This is a genomic window from Streptomyces gobitricini, assembly GCF_039532985.1.
Taxonomy (GTDB): domain Bacteria; phylum Actinomycetota; class Actinomycetes; order Streptomycetales; family Streptomycetaceae; genus Streptomyces; species Streptomyces gobitricini.
On the sequence record NZ_BAAASR010000048.1, the window covers coordinates 1 to 13,727 of the forward strand.

The window sequence follows — 13,727 nt, forward strand, 5'->3', positions numbered from 1 at the left end:
GCGTACGACGTCCACCGCAACCTCCACCAGGGCAAGGTCGGCGTCCTGTGCCTCGCCCCCGAGGAGGGTCTCGGCGTGAAGAACCAGGAGATGCGGGACAAGCACATCGACGCCATCAACCGCTTCCGGAACATCTGATGCCGGAACGGAAGAAGGACCGCCCCTGGCTCATGCGGACGTACGCCGGTCACTCGACCGCCGAGGCGTCCAACGAGCTGTACCGGCGCAACCTCGCCAAGGGCCAGACCGGTCTGTCGGTCGCCTTCGACCTGCCGACGCAGACGGGCTACGACCCGGACCACATCCTCGCCCGCGGGGAGGTGGGCCGGGTCGGGGTCCCGGTCTCGCACCTCGGTGACATGCGCCGGCTGTTCCAGGACATCCCGCTGGAACAGATGAACACCTCCATGACCATCAACGCCACCGCCATGTGGCTGCTGGCCCTGTACCAGGTGGTCGCGGAGGAGCAGGGCGCGGACATCACCAAGCTCCAGGGGACGACGCAGAACGACATCGTCAAGGAGTACCTGTCGCGCGGGACGCACGTCTTCCCGCCCGGTCCGTCGCTGCGGCTGACCACCGACATGATCACCTACACGGTGAACCACATCCCCAAGTGGAACCCGATCAACATCTGCAGCTACCACCTCCAGGAGGCGGGCGCCACACCGGTCCAGGAGATCTCGTACGCCATGTCGACGGCGATCGCCGTCCTCGACGCGGTGTTCGCCTCCGGACAGGTGCCCGAGGAGCGCAAGGGCGAGGTGGTCGCGCGGATCTCCTTCTTCGTGAACGCGGGCGTCCGCTTCGTCGAGGAGATGTGCAAGATGCGCGCCTTCGGCCGCATCTGGGACAAGATCACGCGGGAGCGGTACGGGATCGAGAATCCCAAGCACCGCCGCTTCCGCTACGGCGTCCAGGTCAACTCCCTCGGCCTGACCGAGGCGCAGCCGGAGAACAACGTCCAGCGCATCGTCCTGGAGATGCTCGCCGTGACGCTGTCGAAGGACGCACGCGCGCGTGCCGTCCAGCTCCCGGCCTGGAACGAGGCCCTGGGCCTCCCCCGCCCCTGGGACCAGCAGTGGAGCCTGCGCATCCAGCAGGTGCTCGCGCACGAGAGCGACCTGCTGGAGTACGAGGACATCTTCGCCGGCTCGCACGTCGTCGAGGCCAAGACGGACGCCCTGGTCGACGAGTGCCTGGCGGAGATCGACCGGATCCAGGAGATGGGCGGCGCGATGGCCGCCGTCGAGTCGGGCTACCTCAAGTCGCAGCTGGTGTCCTCGCACGCCGAGCGGCGGGCCCGCATCGAGGCCGGCGAAGAGAAGATCGTCGGCGTCAACATCTACGAGACGACCGAGCCGAACCCGCTCACCGCGGACCTGGACACCGCCATCATGACGGTGGACCCGGCCAACGAGGCGCGGGTGGTGGCGAAGCTGCACGAGTGGCGGGACAACCGCGACGAGACCCGCGCCCAGGAGGCCCTGGCCCGTCTGAAGGCCTCCGCGGCCGGGGACGCGAACATGTTCGAGGCCACCCTGGAGTGCGCCCGCGCGGGCGTCACCACCGGCGAGTGGGCGTGGGCGCTGCGGGACGTCTTCGGCGAGTTCCGGGCGCCGACGGGCGTGTCGTCCGCGCCGGTCGCGATCGCCGCCGAGGAGGGCACCCCGCTCGCCGCCGTGCGCGAGAAGGTGGCGCGGACAGCCGAGGAGCTGGGCGCCGGGCGGCTGCGGCTGCTGGTGGGCAAGCCGGGCCTGGACGGGCACTCCAACGGCGCCGAGCAGATCGCGGTACGCGCGCGTGACGCCGGCTTCGAGGTGGTCTACCAGGGCATCCGGCTCACCCCCGAGCAGATCGTGAACGCCGCCCTCGCGGAGGACGTGCACTGCGTGGGGCTGTCGATCCTGTCCGGGTCGCACGCCGAACTGGTGCCGGACGTGCTGGCCCGGCTGCGCGAGGCGGGCGCCAGCGACATCCCGGTCATCGTCGGCGGGATCATCCCGGGCGCCGACGCCGCCGAACTGAAGCGGGCGGGAGTCGCCGCCGTCTTCACACCGAAGGACTTCGGCATCACGGAGATCATCGGCCGTATCGTCGACGAGATCCGTACAGCGAACAAGCTCAGCCCCCTCGAAAGCTCGGAGGTCCCCGCATGACGACCGTCAACCGTCTCCGCCCGCGCCGCTCCTGCCTGGCGGTCCCCGGTTCCAACCCGCGTTTCCTGGAGAAGGCCCAGGGCCTCCCCGCCGACCAGGTCTTCCTGGACCTGGAGGACGCGTGCGCGCCGCTGGCCAAGCCCGAGGCCCGGCACACGATCGTCACGTTCCTCAACGAGGGCGACTGGACGGGCAAGACCAGGGTCGTGCGGGTCAACGACTGGACCACGGAGTGGACGTACCGCGACGTCGTCACCGTCGTCGAGGGGGCGGGGCCGAACCTGGACTGCATCATGCTGCCGAAGGTCCAGAACGCCGAGCAGGTCGTGGCGCTGGACCTGCTGCTGACCCAGATCGAGAAGACGATGGGCTTCGAGGTGGGGCGGATCGGCATCGAGGCGCAGATCGAGAACGCCCAGGGGCTCAACAACGTCAACGCCATCGCGCAGGCCTCGCCGCGCATCGAGACGATCATCTTCGGGCCGGCCGACTTCATGGCGTCCATCAACATGAAGTCGCTGGTCGTCGGCGAGCAGCCGCCCGGCTACCCGGCCGACGCGTACCACTACATCCTGATGAAGATCCTGATGGCGGCCCGCGCCAACGACCTCCAGGCGATCGACGGCCCGTACCTGCAGATCAAGAACGTGGACGGCTTCCGCGAGGTGGCCGGCCGCGCCGCGGCGCTCGGCTTCGACGGCAAGTGGGTGCTGCACCCGGGGCAGGTCGACGCCGCCAACGAGGTGTTCTCGCCCTCCCAGGAGGACTTCGACCACGCGGAGCTGATCCTGGACGCGTACGACTACTACACGTCCGAGGCGGGCGGCAAGAAGGGCTCCGCGATGCTCGGCGACGAGATGATCGACGAGGCCAGCCGCAAGATGGCGCTCGTCATCTCCGGCAAGGGCCGTGCCGCCGGCATGACCCGTACCTCGAAGTTCGAAGCCCCCTCCGCCTGACGGCGGCACGACCGGACGGGCCGCACCGTCCCCGGCACGCCGGGCGGGACGGCCCCCGGCCCCTCCCCGTCACGATCCACCCGACCCCCCGGAAGGGCAGCTCCCATGCAATTCGGTCGCACCTATGAAGAGTTCGAAGTCGGCGCCGTGTACAAGCACTGGCCCGGGAAGACGGTCACCGAGTACGACGACCACCTCTTCTGCCTGCTCACCATGAACCACCACCCCCTCCACATGGACACCAACTATGCGGAGAAGACGACCGACTTCGGCAGGAACGTCGTCGTGGGCAACTACATCTACTCCCTCCTGCTGGGCATGTCCGTACCCGACGTGTCCGGCAAGGCGATCGCCAACCTGGAGATCGAGTCGCTGCGGCACGTGGCGCCGACCTTCCACGGCGACACCATCTACGGCGAGACCACCGTCCTCGACAAGACCCCGTCGAAGTCGAAGAGCGACCGCGGGATCGTGTACGTCGAGACCAGGGGCTACAAGCAGGACGGCACGCTGGTCTGCGTGTTCCGCCGCAAGGTGATGGTCCCGACCGAGACGTACATCAAGGAGCGCGGCGGCGAGCAGCCCGGCCGCCCGGAACTCAAGGCGCAGGAGAAGTAGTCATGGCCCGACTCGCGCAGACCCACGGTCTGACGGATGTCCAGCAGGAGATCCTGTCCACGGTCCGGGACTTCGTCGACAAGGAGATCATTCCGGTCGCGACCGAGCTGGAGCACCGTGACGAGTACCCGCAGGACATCGTCGACGGGCTCAAGGAGCTGGGTGTCTTCGGCCTGATGATCCCGGAGGAGTACGGGGGTCTGGGCGAGTCCCTGCTCACGTACGCGCTGTGCGTGGAGGAGATCGCGCGCGGCTGGATGTCGGTGTCCGGCATCATCAACACCCACTTCATCGTCGCGTACATGCTCAAGCAGCACGGTACGCAGGAGCAGAAGGACACCTTCCTGCCCCGGATGGCGGCCGGCGAGGTGCGGGGCGCGTTCTCGATGTCGGAGCCGGCACTCGGCTCGGACGTGTCGGCCATCACGTCCAAGGCGGTCAAGGACGGTGACGAGTACGTCCTGAACGGCCAGAAGATGTGGCTGACGAACGGCGGGACGTCAACGCTGGTCGCCGTTCTCGTCCGAAGTGACGAAGGGCACCCCGAGGGCTCCGCCCCCCACAAGTCGATGACGACCTTCCTGGTCGAGAAGGAGCCCGGCTTCGGAGAGGTCCGGCCCGGCCTCACCATCCCCGGGAAGATCGACAAGATGGGCTACAAGGGTGTCGACACCACCGAGCTCATCATGGACGGACTGCGCATTCCGGCCAATCGTGTCCTGGGCGGGGCCACCGGCCGAGGGTTTTACCAAATGATGGACGGCGTCGAGGTCGGCCGCGTGAATGTCGCGGCCCGTGGTTGCGGCGTGGCGCAGCGTGCCTTCGAGCTGGGTGTCTCGTACGCCCAGCAACGCCAGACCTTCGGCAAACCGATCGCCCAGCACCAGGCGATCCAGTTCAAGCTGGCCGAAATGGCTACCAAGGTGGAGGCTGCTCATGCCATGATGGTCAACGCAGCACGCAAAAAGGACTCCGGGGAGCGAAACGACCTGGAAGCAGGGATGGCGAAGTACCTCGCCTCCGAATACTGCAAGGAGGTCGTCGAGGACGCCTTCCGTATCCATGGCGGCTACGGGTTCTCGAAGGAGTACGAGATCGAGCGTCTCTACCGGGAGGCGCCGATGCTGCTCATCGGTGAAGGTACCGCCGAGATCCAGAAAATGATCATTGGGCGTCGGTTGCTCGAGGAGTACCGATTCCAGGGGTGATTGTCGCTTTTGAGCCGGTTTGGCCGCGAAGAAGATCACACCCTGTCATCGTCTTCCGGCCGCCGACTCGGCTTCTGGCTTGCCCAGTTGCGGCCCGCAACCGATAGCATCGCCAAAAAGCCGCCGTCCCCCGCACTCGCGCGGCATCACCGCTACGAAGGTCATCCATGCCCCACAGCCAAACCTCTGCACCTCGCGGCCGCGTCCGCATCGCACGCGGAGCATCGCCGTGGCTTCTGCCGACCGTCGCCACCGCTGCACTCAGTCTTGCCCGCTCGCGCCGTTCCACACGCGCCGCGGCCATCGCTGTGCCCACCACCGCTCTGGCGGCGGGCATGCTGTGGTTCTTCCGCGACCCCGAGCGCGAGATCGCGCAGGGCAGGGTCATCTCGCCCGCAGACGGAGTGGTGCAGAGCATCATGCCGTGGAAGGACGGACGGACCCGGGTCGCCATCTTCATGAGCCCGCTGAACGTCCACGTCAACCGTGCCCCGCTGGCCGGCACGGTCACGTCCGTCGAGCACGTCCCGGGCGGGTTCGTGCCGGCGTTCAACAAGGAGAGCGAGAACAACGAGCGCGTTGTCTGGCACTTCGACACCGAGCTCGGTGACATCGAGATGGTGCAGATCGCAGGTGCGGTCGCCCGCCGCATCGTGCCGTACATCCCGCAGGGGACCAAGGTCGAGCAGGGCGAGCGCATCGGTCTGATCCGCTTCGGATCGCGCGTTGACATCTACCTTCCGGAAGGTGTCGACGTCGCTGTCGAGGTCGGTCAGACCACGACTGCGGGGGTGACTCGAATTGACCGTGATTGATCCCGACACACGGGCCGACTGGGTCGCCGACGCCGAGGCGGACCGGGGCGAGGAAGTCGAGGAGATGCCGCTGTCGCTGCGTCTCTCAATAGCGGACACGCTCACGCTGGGTAACGCCACCTGTGGCTTCATGGCGGTGTACTTCACCACCACCGGCATCCTGATCCCGCACCTCACCGGCAGTGACGAGGTCGGCATGGCCCGGCACTCCGCCGCGACCGCCGTGATCCTGATGCTCTGCGCGGCGGTGTTCGACCTCTTCGACGGGCTGGTCGCGCGCAAGCTGCGCAGCTCGCCGATGGGTGCCGAGCTGGACAACCTGTCGGACCTGATCAGCTTCGGTCTGGCCCCGGCGTACTTCGTACTCGTGTACGGCATGGTCGCCGACGACGCGCACCAGCGGGTCTCGGCCGTGGCCGCGATCGTGGTGCTGCTGGCGGTGGTGCTGCGGCTCGCCAGATTCAGCTGCGTCACCCTGAAGGACGGCATGTTCCAAGGCATGCCGAGCCCCTTCGGAGCGCTGACGGTCGTCTCGATCGTGCTGCTCGGGCTGCCGTTCATCCCGACGCTGCTGGCGATCATCGGCACGGCGTGGCTGATGGTGAGCCGCGTCGAGTACCCCAAGCCGCGGGGCGTCCTCGCGGTGGCGATGCTCAGCTGGATCGTCGGGGCGATGGGCCTGCTGGCGGCGTGGGCGTTCGACGCGCCGGGCGGCCAGCTGCTGCTCCAGACCGGCTGCGCGCTCCAGGTGGTCCTGGGCGCCGTGATCCCCCTCTTCGCGACGGCCCGGCGGGTGAACACCTTCCGCGACAACCGGCGCGAGAGCCGGGAGGCGCGGGCGGCACAGCTGCCGTAGCTCCAGGACGGGCATGGATGACGGAAGGGCCCGGGTGCGGGAGACGCACCCGGGCCCTTCCGCGTGTCGCGCTCCACGCCGGGGGCGGGCGCCGGGGGCCGGGAGGTCTGGGGCCCGGGACCTGGGGCCTGGGGGCCTGGGGCCGGCCGTGCCCCGGGGGCGGGGGGCGCGATGCGGTCCGTGCGGGTTGCGCCGTGCGGGGGTGTGGCGTGCGGCTGGGTCGCGCGGGTTTGTGGCGTGGCGGTGTGCGGGGGCGAGGACACGCCGGGCCGTGTCCGGGAGGATCGGCCCCGGGGTTCAGGCGCCGCCCAGGACCTTGTAGTAGTACGTGGTGGCATGCGGGGTGCCGGTGGGCGTGAGGGCGTAGTGGGGGATGGTTCCGGCGCGGATCCAGCCGGCCTTGCGGTACAGGGCCTCGGCCGCGCTGCCGGTCTCGGTGTCCAGGACGAGCAGGGTGAGGCCCCCGGCGGCCGCCGCCTCCTCGGCCGTCGCGAGCAGCCGGGAGCCCAGGCCGCGGCCGCGGGCGTCACGGTGGACCAGCAGCTTGGCGATGTCGCCGCGGTGCGGCTGGTTCGGCATGGCCGCCCGGACGAGGGTGATCACGCCCGAGACGGCGCCACCGGGCCCGTACGCCGCCCAGACGCTCCGTACGCCCCTGGCGGTCTGCTCGGCGGCGTCGCGCCACCAGGCGGCCGCCTCGGCGGGGTCCAGCGGGGCCAGGAAGCCCACGGAGGCGCCGCCCTCGACGGCGTCCCGCAGCAATGGGGCGAGCCCCTCAGCCGCCCCGTCGTGGACCTGCTGGGCGGTGAGGGGCTCGATCCGGTACTCGGTGCGGAGTGCGTCGCTCATGAGCAGAGCTTCACACGGCGGGGTTTCGCCGGTGTGACGGGGCCGTCCCTCCGGTCAGCCGCCGGGTGTGAAGGCCTTGGCGGCGTCCGAGACCTGGGGTTCGCGTGCCACGCGCGCACCTCCGGGGACGGACTTGTCGGGCTGGATGATCGCGCTCTGCCGCGACGACGGCGCCTGGGGGTCGGAGAAGTCGTGCGTCATACCGAAGCCCGCGTCGTGGGCGTTCAGCGTCAGCAGCGCCTTGCCGACTCCCTCGCGCGTCAGGTCCTTGTCCGCGCACGCCTTCTTCAGCGCCTCGCCGAAGACCTGGGCGGCCGACCAGCCGGCGACGACGCCGTTGTCGAGGGCGTCCTCGGGGTAGGCCGCCCGGTAGTCCGCGACGAGCTTCTTGGCGACCGGGGTGTCGGCGCCGATCGGCAGGCTGGGCGTGGCCACGTAGTACATGCGTTCCAGTGCCGGTCCGGCCTGCGTGGCCAGCAGCTGCGGCGCGAAGGCCGAGTTGTTGCCGATGACCGGGACGGTGAGTTTCACCGCGGCCGCCACGCCGACGAGCGAGGCCGCCTGACGCGGGCCGGCGCTGACGACGACCGCCTTGACCCCCGCCTGCTTCAGTGCGGCGACCTGCGCCGACATGTCGTTGTCGGTCGGCTTGATCTTCTGCTCGACGACCGTCAGTCCGGCCTGCTCGGCCGCGTACCGGGAGCCCTTCAGCGCGTTCTCGCCGTAGTCGCCCTCGAAGTAGACGTGGCCCAGCTTGTCGCCCTTCCTCAGGCCCTTCTCCTTGAGCAGGAAGTCCACCGCGTTGATCGTCTCGATGTCGTACGTGGAGCCGATCACCCGGATGTGCGGGCTGCCCAGCAGAGACGCCGACCACGCCTGCGGCAGGACCAGGCCCTTGTCCTGGCCGTCGACGCGCTGCTTGACCGCCGCCACGAAGGGCGAGCCGATGAACTGCGGGAAGCCCAGCACCTTGGGCTCCAGTTCGGTGTAGCCGGCGAGCGCCTTCTGCGGGTCGTAGCCGTGGTCGCGGATCGTCAGCTCCACCGTGCGGCCACAGACACCGCCCGCGGCGTTCAGCTGCTTGACGTACAGCTGCTGCGCCTGGGTGACGCTCTTGCCGAGCGTGGCGTACACGCCCGTCATGTCGGTGAGGACGCCGAGCTGGATCGCCTTCGCGTCGACGCCCCTGCCGGTCTTCACCCCGTCGGCGCCCTGGCCGCCGGCGTCATCGCCGCTCTTCGCCTTGGAGCTGCAGCCCGCGGCCGCCGTCAGCGCGACGAGCGCGGTGAGGGTGGCGGCGAGCCGCCGGTGTCTGCGCATGGTCATCGTTCCTCCGCTGTGGTACCTGAGGGTTTTGCGGGACGCCGGGCGGCCAGCCGGACCAGGCCGCCGGGCAGGAAGAGCACGACGGCCACGACGGCGGCGCCGTACAGGTAGCGCGACGCCTCGCCCGGTGCGATCCCGCCCGTTCCGGGGGCGGACACCAGCGGCAGCGCGTCGCTGTACCGGTTGAGAACCTGTGGCAGCAGGGAGACGAAGACGCCCCCGACCACCGCGCCCGCCACCGAGCCCAGCCCGCCGATCACGATCATGGCGAGGTACTCGAGGGAGAGCAGCATGCCGAAGTACTCCGGCACGGTCCGTTGGAACACCAGGGCCAGCAGGACGCCGGCCAGCCCCGCGTACATCGACGACAGCACGAACGCGGCGGCGCGGTAGCGGGCCACCGGGATGCCGAGGACACCCGCCGCGATGCGGTGGTCGCGGATGGCGTTCAGGGCCCGCCCCGGCCGGCCGCGCAGCACTCCACGGGCGAACAGGGCGGAGCCCAGGAGCAGGGCGAGACCGAGGTACCACAGCTTCTCGGCGGCACCGAACGGGATCTGCGCGACGAGCAGCTCGCTCTCGTCGAAGGTGACGCCGAGCAGGTTCAGCGGTGGGACGGCCCGGCCGTTGAAGCCGCCGGTGAGGTCGTGGGCGTTGAACAGCACGTGTTGGCCGATGAAGATCAGCGCCAGGGTCGCGATACCGAGGTACGCACCGCGCAGCCGGCCCGCGATGGGGCTGAACAGGCCGCCCGCCACCCCCGCCAGCGCCACGGCGCCCACGGCGGCGAGCCAGCCGGGCAGGCCCAGGCCGCTCAGTCCGTCGCTCCCGTCCCCGGCGAACGCGCAGTAGCCGTACGCGCCGACGGCGAGGAAGAAGGCGTGCCCCATGGACAGCTGGCCCGTGGCGCCGGTGAGCAGGTTGATGCCGATCGCGCCGATGGCGGCGGCCATCGCGAACAGCCCGGCCTGGAGCCAGAAGCGTTCCAGGTAGAAAGGGAGGGCGAGGAGGAGGACCGCGCCGAGGACCCACAGGTACGTACGGGGTCGGGTGAACGTGTCAGACACGGGCGAGCTCCTTCGTACCGAAGAGCCCGGCGGGGCGGATCAGCAGGACCACGATCATGACGAGGTAGGGCGCCAGGTCGCCGATGCCGCGGCCGAGGAAGGCGAGGTCGCCCTGGTAGCCGGTGGCGAGGGACTCGGTGATGCCGACGAGCAGTCCGCCGACGAGCGCGCCGGTGGTGGAGTCCAGTCCGCCGAGGATGGCGGCGGGGAAGGCCTTGAGGGCGGCGAGGGACGTGGAGCGTTCCAGCCCCGGGGTCGGGAAGACGGTGAGGAACAGCGCCGCGACGGCGGCGAGCCCGCCCGCCACGGCCCACGCGCCGAGCGAGACCCGGCCGAGCCGGACGCCCATCAGCGCGGCGGTGGACGGGCTCTCCGCCGCGGCGCGCATGGCGACGCCCCAGGAGGTGAACCGGAAGGCGAGCAGGAACGCGGTGATCAGCAGCGCGGCGGCGAGGAACGCGGCGATCCGTGTCTGGGCGATGGTGACGGAGCCGATGGTGACGACCGCGTCGCCCCACGGGTCGCCGAGGGAGAGCACGTCGGTGCCGATGCGACGGACGAGCTCGGTGGTCAGCAGGATGTCCACGCCGATCGTGACGATGGCGAGCACGCTGTGGTCCCGGCCCCGGTAGCGGCGCATCACCAGGAACTCGACGGCCGCGCCGACGAGCGCGGCCCCCGCGATGCCGACGGCGAGCGCCGGCCAGAAGCCGATGTCGTCATGGAGGACGGCGGTGACGTACCCGCCCGCGAGGAGCAGCGATGCGTGGGCGAAGTTGACGACCTCGGTGGCGCGGAAGATCACCACGAAGCCGAGGGCGATGAGGGCGTAGACGGACCCGAGGGCCACTCCGCCCAGGAGGAGTTCGGCGAAGGTGGTCACTCGGCGGTCTCCTGTCCGAGATAGGCGCGGACGACGGCCGGGTCGTTCTGTACGTCGGCGGGGGCGCCGTCGGCTATCCGGCGGCCGAAGTCGAGGACGGTCACGGAGTCGGCGAGCCGCATCACCACGCCCATGTCGTGCTCGACGAGGACGATGGAGATGCCGAGGCTGTCGCGGACGCCCGCGATGACGGCCGCGGTGCGGCGGCGTTCGTCGCCGGTCATGCCGGCGACCGGTTCGTCGAGCAGGAGGAGCTTCGGCTCCATGCACAGGGCGCGGGCCAGTTCGGCGAGCTTCTGCTGTCCGTACGGGAGGGAGGCGGCCGGGTGGTCCAGTTTGTCGGCGAGGCCCACGAAGTCGGCGATCTCGCGGACGCGGGCGCGGTGGCGGGCCTCCTCCCGGGTGGCGGAGGGCAGGCGGAGCCCGGTGGCGACGAAGCCGGCGCGGGTGAGGCGGTGGCGGCCGAGCATCAGCGCGTCGGCGACGCTGGCGTAGGGCGGCAGGGCGAGGTTCTGGAAGATCCGGGCAACGCCGAGGGCGGCGATGCGGTGCGGGGCCAGGCCGGTCAGCTCGTGGCCGTCGAACCGGACGCTGCCGGAGGTGGCGCGGTAGACGCCGGACAGCACGTTGAAGGTGGTGGACTTCCCGGCGCCGTTGGGGCCGATGACGGCGTGGACGGTACCCGGCTCCACCGTGAAGCTCACCCCGTCGAGGGCGGTGAGGCCGGCGAAGCGCACGGTGAGGTCGCGGACTTCGAGGGTCGTCATGCGTCCTCCCAGCGGGTGAGACGGGGCACCGCCGCGGGTGAGGGGTCGGCGGCCGCCTGTTCGTCGACGACGCCGAGATAGCGGCGGCGCACCTCGTCGGAGGCGGCGAGCTCGTCCGCGGGTCCCTCGGTCGCGACCTCACCGACCTCCAGGACGTACGCGTGGGAGGCGAGGCGCAGCGCGAGGGCGGCGTTCTGCTCGACGAGCAGGACGGAGGTGCCCTGGGCGTTGATCTCGCGGACGGTGTCGGCGATCCGGGCGGCCATCAGCGGGGCGAGGCCGAGGGACGGCTCGTCGAGCAGCAGCAGACGCGGGGAGGCCATCAGGGCGCGGGCGACGGCGAGCATCTGCTGTTCGCCGCCGGACAGCAGCCCGGCGCGCTGATGGGCCCGCTCGGCGAGGACGGGGAACAGCTCGTGGACGCGGCGGAGGGCGGCGGCCTTCCCGGTACGGGCGGTGAGGGCGCCCGCGCGGAGGTTGTCCTCGACCGTCATGCGGGCGAACACCTGGCGGCCCTCGGGGACGTGGCACAGCCCTGCGACGACGACCCGGTCGGGCGGCAGGCCGTGCAGCGGGCGGTCCGCGAAGGTGACGGTGCCGGCGGTGGCGGCGCCGCCGTGGAAGGCGAGCGTGCGCGAAAGGGCGCGCAGCAGCGTGGACTTGCCGGCCCCGTTGCCGCCGAGAACGGCGACGCAGGCGCCTTCCGGTACGTCCAGCGAGACATCACGCAGGGCGGTCACGGGCCCGTACCCGGCTGTCAGCCCCCGCACGTGCAGGGCGGCAGCGCTCATGGATTTCCCCTCGTCTGTGTGTTCGGTGGCGCTCACCCCAACACCGTTCCGGCCACCCGTCCACGGTCGTGACGACAATCGCTGCCGGTGACCAGCAGGCACGGCGGCGGGTTGTGCACGCGCACAACACCGCGTGTCAGGGGCGTGCGCGAAGGGGTGCGGCAGTGGCATCCTCCGGGCCATGGGAGCGCGAAGACCGCGTACGGGAGACGACTGGAAACTGCTCGCTCAGGCGTGCGCGGCGCTGCTGGAGCGGCTTCCGGAGCTGGTGGACGAGCATCTGCGGGAGTTGCACGCGTACTCGCCCGCGTACGACCGTGTCATCGGCTACGACCAGCACTGGCAGGAGGCACGGGACGCGATGCGCATCGGCATCGAGACGATCTCGGCGCCGAGGGCCTCGCCGCGTCGCGATCTGGACCACGCGGAGTGGCTGGGGCGGCGGAGGGCGGAGCAGGGGCTGCCACTGGACCTGATGGTGCACGCCTACCGGCTCGCCGGCCACCAGGTGTGGGACGCGCTCCTGGAGGGCGCCTCGGCGGACTCGCGGCGTCTCGGGGTCCTGATGCAGTCGGCGACCATGGTGTGGTCGGCGGTGGACGAGCAGGCGGACACGGCGTCGGAGGCGTACCGGGCGACGGAGCTGGAGCTGCGGCGCCGTACCGACGAACAGCTCCAGGCGCTGCTCGACGCGCTGCTGGAGGGGGGCCGGTCGGCCGAGGTCGCGGCACGGGCGGCGGCGGGCTTGGACCTGCCGGAGCGGGGGCGGTACGCGGTGGTGGTGCTGCGCACGGCCCGGCGGGACCTGACGCACCGGCGGCTGGAGGCGGAGGGGCTGCGCTTCGTGTGGCGGATGCGGACCGACTGCGAGGTCGGTGTGGTGTCGCTGGACGAGGGTACGGGGCTCGACGCGCTGGCGGCGCTGATGGAGGGGCGGTGCCCCGGTCCGGGCGGGATCAGCCCGGTGGTGGTGGGCCTGACCGAGCTGGGCCGGGCGCGGCACCTGGCGGAGCTGGCGCTGCGTACGTGTCCGGCGGACGCGCCCGCGATCGTGCGCCTGGACCGGCGGATGCCCGGCGCGCTGGTGGTGAGCCAGCCCGAGCTGTCGTCGCTGCTGGTGTCGGAGGTGCTGGGCGGCCTGCTGGAGCTGGATCCGGCGGACCGGGCGGTGCTGCTGGAGACGCTGGACGTGTGGCTCGACTGCGAGGGCTCGGCGGGCCGTGCGGCCAGCCGCCTGTACTGCCACCGCAACACGGTCTTCAACCGGCTGCGCCGCCTGGAACAGCTCACCTCCCGCTCGCTGTCCCGGCCCCGGGACCTGACGGAGATGACGCTCGCGCTGGACGCCTTCCGGCTGTCGCCGGGGTGACGCGCGCGCAGGGGGACGGGCGGGGCCGGCCCCGGGGGCCCGTCTGCCGGGGCCCCGGGG

The 13,727-nt window shown here is 70.8% G+C and carries 13 protein-coding genes and 1 pseudogene; 8 read left to right on the plus strand and 6 right to left on the minus strand.

The features are described 5' to 3' along the window. From ABD347_RS28290 to pssA, 7 genes and pseudogenes are all read left to right on the plus strand, one after another. A pseudogene (locus ABD347_RS28290) lies at positions 1–138 on the plus strand (crotonyl-CoA carboxylase/reductase); the annotation flags it as partial. After that, a complete protein-coding gene (locus tag ABD347_RS28295; RefSeq protein ID WP_344366525.1) occupies positions 138–2,159 on the plus strand; it encodes a protein meaA in 2,022 nt (673 codons plus the stop codon). The pseudogene ABD347_RS28290 and the gene ABD347_RS28295, both read left to right, overlap by 1 nt. Continuing rightward, a complete protein-coding gene (locus tag ABD347_RS28300) occupies positions 2,156–3,118 on the plus strand; it encodes an HpcH/HpaI aldolase/citrate lyase family protein (protein ID WP_344366527.1) in 963 nt (320 codons plus the stop codon). Before ABD347_RS28295 ends, ABD347_RS28300 begins: the two co-directional genes overlap by 4 nt. Positions 3,119–3,223: 105 nt before the next feature. Beyond that, positions 3,224–3,736, plus strand: a complete 513-nt coding sequence (locus ABD347_RS28305) for a MaoC family dehydratase (RefSeq protein ID WP_344366528.1) — start codon at positions 3,224–3,226, stop codon at positions 3,734–3,736. 2 nt (positions 3,737–3,738) lie between these two features. Next, positions 3,739–4,944, plus strand: a complete 1,206-nt coding sequence (locus ABD347_RS28310) for an acyl-CoA dehydrogenase family protein (RefSeq protein ID WP_344366530.1) — start codon at positions 3,739–3,741, stop codon at positions 4,942–4,944. A gap of 167 nt (positions 4,945–5,111) precedes the next feature. Further along, positions 5,112–5,759, plus strand: coding sequence for a phosphatidylserine decarboxylase (locus ABD347_RS28315; protein ID WP_344366531.1), 648 nt, complete (start codon positions 5,112–5,114; stop codon positions 5,757–5,759). Beyond that, positions 5,752–6,615 (plus strand): CDP-diacylglycerol--serine O-phosphatidyltransferase, encoded by an 864-nt coding sequence (pssA, locus tag ABD347_RS28320; protein ID WP_344366582.1) that lies wholly within the window; start codon positions 5,752–5,754, stop codon positions 6,613–6,615. The genes ABD347_RS28315 and pssA overlap by 8 nt, the downstream gene beginning before the upstream one ends. 297 nt (positions 6,616–6,912) lie before the next feature. Here the strand turns inward: pssA and ABD347_RS28325 are convergent, their stop codons facing one another. From ABD347_RS28325 to ABD347_RS28350, 6 genes are read right to left on the minus strand one after another with little or no spacing between them, the layout of a single operon-like run. Then, positions 6,913–7,464 (minus strand): GNAT family N-acetyltransferase, encoded by a 552-nt coding sequence (locus tag ABD347_RS28325; RefSeq protein WP_344366534.1) that lies wholly within the window; start codon positions 7,462–7,464, stop codon positions 6,913–6,915. 54 nt (positions 7,465–7,518) lie between these two features. Beyond that, the gene (locus tag ABD347_RS28330; RefSeq protein ID WP_344366535.1) at positions 7,519–8,790 is read right to left on the minus strand and encodes an ABC transporter substrate-binding protein; all 1,272 of its coding nucleotides are present in this window, start codon (positions 8,788–8,790) and stop codon (positions 7,519–7,521) included. After that, a complete protein-coding gene (locus ABD347_RS28335) occupies positions 8,787–9,857 on the minus strand; it encodes a branched-chain amino acid ABC transporter permease (protein WP_344366538.1) in 1,071 nt (356 codons plus the stop codon). Before ABD347_RS28335 ends, ABD347_RS28330 begins: the two co-directional genes overlap by 4 nt. Then, positions 9,850–10,740: a branched-chain amino acid ABC transporter permease gene (locus ABD347_RS28340; protein WP_344366540.1), complete on the minus strand. Its 891-nt coding sequence runs from the start codon at positions 10,738–10,740 to the stop codon at positions 9,850–9,852. The genes ABD347_RS28335 and ABD347_RS28340 overlap by 8 nt, the downstream gene beginning before the upstream one ends. After that, positions 10,737–11,507: an ABC transporter ATP-binding protein gene (locus ABD347_RS28345; RefSeq protein ID WP_344366543.1), complete on the minus strand. Its 771-nt coding sequence runs from the start codon at positions 11,505–11,507 to the stop codon at positions 10,737–10,739. The genes ABD347_RS28340 and ABD347_RS28345 overlap by 4 nt, the downstream gene beginning before the upstream one ends. Beyond that, the gene (locus ABD347_RS28350; RefSeq protein ID WP_344366546.1) at positions 11,504–12,298 is read right to left on the minus strand and encodes an ABC transporter ATP-binding protein; all 795 of its coding nucleotides are present in this window, start codon (positions 12,296–12,298) and stop codon (positions 11,504–11,506) included. Before ABD347_RS28350 ends, ABD347_RS28345 begins: the two co-directional genes overlap by 4 nt. A gap of 181 nt (positions 12,299–12,479) precedes the next feature. Between ABD347_RS28350 and ABD347_RS28355 the strand changes: the two genes are divergently transcribed. Next, positions 12,480–13,667 carry a PucR family transcriptional regulator gene (locus ABD347_RS28355; RefSeq protein ID WP_344366548.1) on the plus strand — a complete coding sequence of 396 codons (1,188 nt, stop codon included), beginning with the start codon at positions 12,480–12,482 and terminating at the stop codon, positions 13,665–13,667. Positions 13,668–13,727: the final 60 nt, after the last annotated feature.

Bases quoted from the DNA above. Each gene is read 5' to 3' on its own strand.
- ABD347_RS28295 (WP_344366525.1), top strand. From the start codon at position 138: ATGCCGGAACGGAAGAAGGACCGCCCCTGGCTCATGCGGACGTACGCC.
- ABD347_RS28300 (WP_344366527.1), top strand. From the start codon at position 2,156: ATGACGACCGTCAACCGTCTCCGCCCGCGCCGCTCCTGCCTGGCGGTC.
- ABD347_RS28305 (WP_344366528.1), top strand. From the start codon at position 3,224: ATGCAATTCGGTCGCACCTATGAAGAGTTCGAAGTCGGCGCCGTGTAC.
- ABD347_RS28310 (WP_344366530.1), top strand. From the start codon at position 3,739: ATGGCCCGACTCGCGCAGACCCACGGTCTGACGGATGTCCAGCAGGAG.
- ABD347_RS28315 (WP_344366531.1), top strand. From the start codon at position 5,112: ATGCCCCACAGCCAAACCTCTGCACCTCGCGGCCGCGTCCGCATCGCA.
- ABD347_RS28325 (WP_344366534.1), bottom strand. From the start codon at position 7,464: ATGAGCGACGCACTCCGCACCGAGTACCGGATCGAGCCCCTCACCGCC.
- ABD347_RS28330 (WP_344366535.1), bottom strand. From the start codon at position 8,790: ATGACCATGCGCAGACACCGGCGGCTCGCCGCCACCCTCACCGCGCTC.
- ABD347_RS28345 (WP_344366543.1), bottom strand. From the start codon at position 11,507: ATGACGACCCTCGAAGTCCGCGACCTCACCGTGCGCTTCGCCGGCCTC.
- ABD347_RS28350 (WP_344366546.1), bottom strand. From the start codon at position 12,298: ATGAGCGCTGCCGCCCTGCACGTGCGGGGGCTGACAGCCGGGTACGGG.
- ABD347_RS28355 (WP_344366548.1), top strand. From the start codon at position 12,480: ATGGGAGCGCGAAGACCGCGTACGGGAGACGACTGGAAACTGCTCGCT.